This is a genomic window from Streptomyces spongiae, from assembly GCF_009377185.1.
Lineage (GTDB): Bacteria > Actinomycetota > Actinomycetes > Streptomycetales > Streptomycetaceae > Streptomyces > Streptomyces spongiae.
Window position 1 is genome coordinate 1 of record NZ_VJZC01000581.1, and the last position, 6,270, is coordinate 6,270.

A 6,270-nucleotide genomic window follows, 5' to 3' on the forward strand; every position below is an offset into this window, starting at 1 on the left:
GCCCGCCGGAGTCCACCTCCGGGGGGCGGCCCGCTGTCGTGCGATCGAGCCATGAGATTGGCTGGAACTGCGCGACCAGCCACAACGCCCCCGCAGCCGACCACCGACAGGATCCCGGCCGAGGAGACACGTTTCCGGGCGTGCAGGAGGGGTGACCGCCATTTGGGTGGTCACCCCTCGGATACGTCTGTGGTTGTGGGACCGCGGCGGAGCCTAATGGCCCTGTTCGTCGCGGCGGCGCTGCCAGCGCTGTTCGATGCGGTCCATCATGGAGCGGCGCTGTCGCTGCTGCCGACGGGCACCGGGAGCGCCGGACGGCTGCTCACCGGGCTTGGGGGCCTTGCGCCAACCGGTGACGGCGAGCACTGCGCAGCCCAGCATGACGAGGAATCCCACCACGCTGACCCAGATCTGCTGTGCGACCATTCCGGCCATGAGGAGCGCGATACCCACCAGGAAGCCCGCGACCGCCTGGTAAACCCGTCGTCGGGTGTACGTACGCAGCCCGCTTCCCTCAAGCGCTGTCGCGAACTTGGGATCTTCGGCGTACAGCGCTCGCTCCATCTGCTCGAGCATTCGCTGCTCGTGCTCCGAGAGCGGCACGGAGTCCTCCTCATCGTGCGGTCGCCGGGGCGACCCGGGGGGTCCTCTTCAGGATAGGCAGGGAATCGCCCCCGTGAAACCCGCCCCTCTACGCCAATTCGCCAACCGGAATCCGCCATGGCCTTCCGTTTCACTGAGGCGTACATGCCCCAGTGAACGGGCCGTCATGCCGGACGGTCTCCCTCGATCATACGGCTCCGAGCGCCGGATCGGGCGGCCTGTGGCGTACTCCATCCGCCGTTGAGCCCCTGATCAGGAACACGGCCCGTGAGTCAACTCAGGCCTCGGCGGCCCCCTGCGTCTCGCCGAGCACATGAAGTTGCGTGGCCACGGAGTGGAACGCGGGCAGCTCGGCCGCCGCGGCCTCCAGCTTGAGCAGCGCGTCCAGAGCGCCCGGCTCTGTGTCCACCAGCACACCCGGCACCAGGTCGGCGAAGACCCGCACCCCGTGCACCGCCGCGACCCGGAGTCCCGCGCCCTCGACGAGCCCGGTCAGCTGCTCGGCGGTGAAGCGGTGCGGGACGGGGTCGCTCTCGCCCCAGCGCCCGTTCGGGTCGTCGAGCGCCTGCCTCGCCTCCTTGAAGTGGCCGGCGAGGGCGCGCGAGAGCACCGCTCCGCCCAGACCCGAGGCGAGCAGGCTGAGGACGCCGTCGGGGCGCAGCGCGGCGACCGCGTTGCCGATGCCCTCGGCGGGGTCGTCCACGTACTCCAGGACGCCGTGACACAGCACCGCGTCGTAGCCGCCGCGCTCGACGACGTCGAACAGGCCGTGCGCGTCTCCCTGGACGCCCCGTACGCGGTCGGCGACGCCGGCCTCGGCGGCGCGGCGCTCCAGCGCGAACAGCGCGTTGGGGCTGGGGTCGACGACGGTGACGCGGTGACCGAGACGGGCCACGGGCACCGCGAAGTTGCCGCTGCCGCCTCCGGTGTCCAGTACGTCGAGACCGACGTGCGCGTCGCGCCCGGTGGCCTTGACCCGGCGGTCGAGGGCCTCCTTCAGGACGTCCCAGACCACGGCGGTTCGGAGAGAGGAGCGGGGGCGCATAGGGTCCGACACGGCAGTTGACTCCTCGGCGCGGCACCGCCTGCTGTACGGCGGAGCGATGGGCTTGCCTCCGCCCGGGCGCGGTGGCCAGTGCGGAGAGGTGCAGGTACTCCCCACCCTATTGCCTCCGGCACCGGACCCGGCCGCGCGTCCCTCGCGGCGGCCGTGAGCCCTCCGGCCGGGCCGCCGCGCCGACCGCGATCGGGACGCCGGGCCCGCGACCGCCCCTGGGACTCAGCCCGCGTCCGGCACTTCCGGGGCGTCGTCCCGCCTGCCCTGCCGGTCCTGCCGGGGCTGCGGCAGGACGGGTTGGAGGACCAGCATGCGCTCGACGAGGCGCAGGAACATCGCCACGTCCCGTATCAGATCGTCCGCCTCGCGCGCGCTCGCCGCGCCCTGGATGCCGGCCTCGGCGCGGGCGCGGCGGGCGGCTCCGGAGGCGAACAGCGCGCTCCACTCGGTGAGTTCGGGCGCGATTTCGGGGAGCACTTCCCAGGCGCTCCGGATCTTGGCGCGGCGCCGCACGCTGGGCTCCGGGCGCCCCCGGGCGGCGAGCACGGCGGCGGCGGTGCGCAGGGCGGCCAGATGGGCCGTGGCGTACCGCTCGTTGGGGGTCTGAAGCACCGTCGCCTCGTCGAGGCCCGCGCGGGCCTGGGCGAGCAGGTCGAGGGCTGCGGGCGGGGCCGTCGCCCGGCGGAGCACGGGGTGCACGTCGCTCGCCGGGCCGGTCAGTGAGGGGGCAGGGCCGGTGGTGGCGCGGCGCCGGCGGGCGGCTGCTGCGTGGTAGCTGGCCATGACGAACCTCCTGTCGTCTGTGTGACGGCACTGTGGCCGTATGTGCCCATCGTGAGGTATGCCACTGACAATCCGTTCTGACCTGGGGTTTTGCCTCGATCACAGGTTCGGTGTAGTTTTTGCACTGACCAGTCAGTTCAAAAAGCACGCAGCGAGGGGACCATGGACGAGCCTGGAGTGCCTCGGGAGGCCGCGGGGGTCGCCGTCGGGGCAGTGGATCTCGGACTCAGGGGGCCGCGCGGCTGGGCGTTCCGGGGTGTCGGATTCGACGCGGAGCCCGGTTCGATCGTCGCGATCGAGGGACCGTCCGGGTCCGGACGCACCTGTCTGCTGCTGGCCCTCACCGGCCGGATGAAGGCCGGCGAGGGGCACGCCACGGTCGGCCCGCACCGGCTGCCCGGGCGCCTGTCAGCGGTACGCCGGATCAGCGCGCTCGCCCACGTCCCGGGGGTCACCGACCTGGACCCCGCCCTGACCGTCGGCGAGCACCTGCGCGAACGGGCGCTGCTGCAGTGGAGGTTCGGGGGTTCCGTGAGGGGTTCCGTGAGTGGTTCGCTACGGGAACTCATGCGGCCGCGCGCCGAGCGTGCCGCCGACGCGAAGCGCCACATCGACGACGCGGCGGCCGCCGCCGGACTCGACCTGGAGGCACTGCCCAAGGGCGCCCGGACCGCCGTACGCGATCTGGAACGGCTGGAGGCGCTGCGGCTGTCCGTCGCACTGGCACTGATCGGCCGACCCCGGCTCCTCGGCGTGGACGACACCGACCTGAAGCTCCCGGACGCCGAACGGGCCGAGGCGTGGGCGCTGTTGAGGTCGATCGCCGGGTCCGGGACCACGGTGGTGGCGGTGTGCAGCGAGGCGCCCGAAGGCGCCGTGGTGGTGTCCACCCGCCAGGACACCGGCAAGGAACGGCACGCCAACGACGGCAACGACAACGACAACGACAACAAGGACGACAAGGAGACGGCCGATGCGCTCGCCGAAGCTGGCCGCGCTTGAGCTCAGGCGGTTCGGCAGGGGGAAGCTCCCGCGCGCGGCGCTGGTATCGCTCCTGTTGCTGCCGCTGCTGTACGGCGCCCTGTACCTGTGGTCCTTCTGGGACCCCTACGGCCGCCTCGACCGCGTCCCCGTGGCGCTGGTGAACGACGACAAGGGGGCGACCGCCGACGGGAAGGACGGGAAGGACGGGAAGAGGCTCACGGCGGGCGACGACATCGCCAGGAGGCTGCTCGACAGCGACGTCTTCGACTGGCACGAGGTGAGCGCCGAGGAGGCCCGTGAGGGCGTCGAGGACGGCACGTACTACCTGTCGCTGACCATGCCGTCGGACTTCAGCGAGCGGATCGCGTCCAGCTCCGGCGACTCCCCCGCGACGGGCGCCCTTCAGGTGCGTACGAACGACGCCAACAACTACATCGTCGGGCAGATCTCCCGGACGGTGTTCTCGGAGGTGCGCACGGCCGCGTCCACGAAGGCGTCGCGGTCCTTCCTGGACCGGATCTTCATCTCGTTCTCCGGCATCCACGCGGAGACGGAGAAGGCCGCGAAGGGCGCCGACGACCTCAACGGCGGTATAGGGAAGGCCGAGAAGGGCTCCGAGGACCTCGCGGAGGGTCTGAAGAGCGCCAAGGAGGGCAGCGGGGCGCTGTCGAGCGGCCTGAGCAAGCTGGGCAGCGGTGCCGGTGCCCTGGAAGAGGGTTCCCAGCAGGTCGCGGACGGCACCCGGGCGCTCGCCGAGAAGGTCGGCGGGGCCGCGGACCAGGTACGGCCCTTCCTGAAGAACGACGGCGGGACGATCGCCGACACCGCCACGCTGGTGGCCGATTCGACGGGTGTCATCCGTGACCACCTGGACGCCTTCGTGAAGACGGCCCCGGCCGCGGAGAGCGGCACGCGTACGGCGTCCGAGACGCTGAACGGCGTGTACGACAGGCGCTGTGAGAAGCAGCTCGTGCCCGACCCGGCCTGCGGCGACCTGAAGAAGGCCAGGGACGCGGCCGCCGACGCGGCACGGCTCGCCGCGGACGTCAACACGGTGGTGCGGGACTACGACGGCGACTTGAAGGCCCTCGACCAGGATCTCGCGACCCTGCAGCGGCAGGCCAGGGCCCTCGCCAAGGCGGCACCGCACCTCTCCGAGAACCTCGACGACGCCGTCTCCAAGGTGAACGCCCTCAGCGAGGGCGCCGCGAAGGTCGCCAGAGGCGCGCGGACGCTGCACACCGGCCTCGGTACGGCGCGGACGGGCGCGGCGGACCTGGACACGGGGGTCGGCGAACTGTCGTCGGGCGCGATCGACCTCAAGGGGGGCATGTACAAGCTGGCCGACGGCTCCGGGAAGCTCGCCGGCGGGCTGCACGACGGGGCCGAGCAGATCCCCGACTACGACGAGCAGGACCGCGACCGGCGCACCCAGGTGATGGCGGACCCGGTGCAACTGGCCTCCAAGGACCTGCACAAGGCCCCCAACTACGGCACCGGCTTCGCCCCCTACTTCATCCCTCTCGCCCTCTGGGTGGGCGCGATGGTGGCGTACATGCTGATCCCGCCGCTCAACCGGCGGGCGCTGGCGGCGGGTGCCCCGGCGTGGCGGATCGCGCTCGCGGGATGGCTGCCGGTCGCCGCGCTGGGGGTGCTGCAGACGCTCGCCCTCATGACGGTCCTCCACTGGGCCGTCGGCCTGGAGGTGGCGCGGGCGGCCGGGACGGTGGGCTTCCTGTTCCTGGTGACGGCGTGCTTCGCGGCGATCGTGCAGTGGCTGAACGCGCGCTTCGGCGCGGCGGGCCGGATCCTCGTCCTGGCCGTGCTGATGCTGCAGTTGACGTCGGCGGGCGGCACGTACCCCGTGCAGACGAGCCCGGACTTCTTCAACGCGATCCATCCGTTCCTGCCGATGAGCTACGTGGTGGAGGCCCTCAGGAGGCTCATCACCGGCGGCGGCCTGTCCCCGGTCTGGCAGGCCTGCGCCGTCCTCCTGGCCTTCACCGCGGGCGCCCTCGCCCTGACCGCCGTGTCCGCCCGCCGCAGGCAGGTGTGGACCCTCGACCGGTTGCACCCGGAGCTGAGCCTGTGACCGCGCGGGCACCGGCTGCTGTGAGAATCAGGGGCATGGAAAGCAGCACCGTCACGGGAGGCGGCAGCAGCCGTCGTGAGGCGACCCGGCAGAAGCTCTACGAGGCGGCCGTCACGCTCATCGCGGAACAGGGGTTCTCCGCCACCACGGTGGACGAGATCGCCGAGCGGGCCGGGGTCGCGAAGGGCACGGTCTACTACAACTTCGCCAGCAAATCGGTCCTCTTCGAGGAGTTGTTGCGGCACGGAGTGGGGCTCCTGACCGCTTCCCTGCGGGAGGCGGCGGAGCAGACGGCGAAGGAGGGCGGGGGTACGGTCGACGCCCTCGACGCGATGGTCCGGGCCGGGCTCGTCTTCATCGAACGCTACCCGGCGTTCACGCAGTTGTACGTGGCCGAGCTTTGGCGCACCAACCGGGCCTGGCAGTCCACGCTGATGGTCGTCCGGCAGGAGGCGGTCGCGGTCGTCGAGGGCGTGCTGCGCGAGGGGGTGGAGCGTGGTGAGCTGAGCGACGAGATCGACGTTCCGCTGACCGCGGCCGCGTTGGTGGGCATGGTGCTGGTGGCTGCGCTGGACTGGCAGTCGTTCCAGCCGGAGCGGTCGCTGGACGACGTCCACTCGGCGTTGTCCCGGTTGCTTCAGGGGCGGGTGAGCGGGGCGCGCTGACGGCGAAGCGCCGGTTCGTTGTGGCCGCGTCCCCCGCGGGCCACCTCGAACCGGCGCCTCATCGTGCTCCCCCGTCTCCCCCGTAC

General features: G+C 71.9%; 6 protein-coding genes. 3 read left to right on the forward strand and 3 right to left on the reverse strand.

Annotated features, from left to right (window positions below; all coding sequences use genetic code 11):
- Positions 1-213: 213 nt before the first annotated feature.
- From FNH08_RS41980 to FNH08_RS41990, 3 genes are all read right to left on the reverse strand, one after another.
- A complete protein-coding gene (locus FNH08_RS41980; protein ID WP_322726328.1) occupies positions 214-603 on the reverse strand; it encodes a DUF3040 domain-containing protein in 390 nt (129 codons plus the stop codon).
- A gap of 277 nt (positions 604-880) precedes the next feature.
- Positions 881-1,660 carry a methyltransferase gene (locus FNH08_RS41985; protein WP_322726329.1) on the reverse strand — a complete coding sequence of 260 codons (780 nt, stop codon included), beginning with the start codon at positions 1,658-1,660 and terminating at the stop codon, positions 881-883.
- Positions 1,661-1,882: 222 nt separating this feature from the next.
- Positions 1,883-2,443: an SAV_6107 family HEPN domain-containing protein gene (locus FNH08_RS41990; RefSeq protein ID WP_152776767.1), complete on the reverse strand. Its 561-nt coding sequence runs from the start codon at positions 2,441-2,443 to the stop codon at positions 1,883-1,885.
- A gap of 162 nt (positions 2,444-2,605) precedes the next feature.
- Between FNH08_RS41990 and FNH08_RS41995 the strand changes: the two genes are divergently transcribed.
- From FNH08_RS41995 to FNH08_RS42005, 3 genes are read left to right on the forward strand one after another with little or no spacing between them, the layout of a single operon-like run.
- Positions 2,606-3,445 carry an ATP-binding cassette domain-containing protein gene (locus FNH08_RS41995; RefSeq protein ID WP_152776768.1) on the forward strand — a complete coding sequence of 280 codons (840 nt, stop codon included), beginning with the start codon at positions 2,606-2,608 and terminating at the stop codon, positions 3,443-3,445.
- Entirely contained in the window at positions 3,417-5,519 is a 2,103-nt protein-coding gene (locus FNH08_RS42000) for a YhgE/Pip family protein (RefSeq protein WP_152776769.1), read from the forward strand. Before FNH08_RS41995 ends, FNH08_RS42000 begins: the two co-directional genes overlap by 29 nt.
- A 35-nt stretch (positions 5,520-5,554) precedes the next feature.
- Positions 5,555-6,184, forward strand: coding sequence for a TetR/AcrR family transcriptional regulator (locus FNH08_RS42005; protein WP_152776770.1), 630 nt, complete (start codon positions 5,555-5,557; stop codon positions 6,182-6,184).
- The last annotated feature ends 86 nt before the right edge of the window (positions 6,185-6,270 follow it).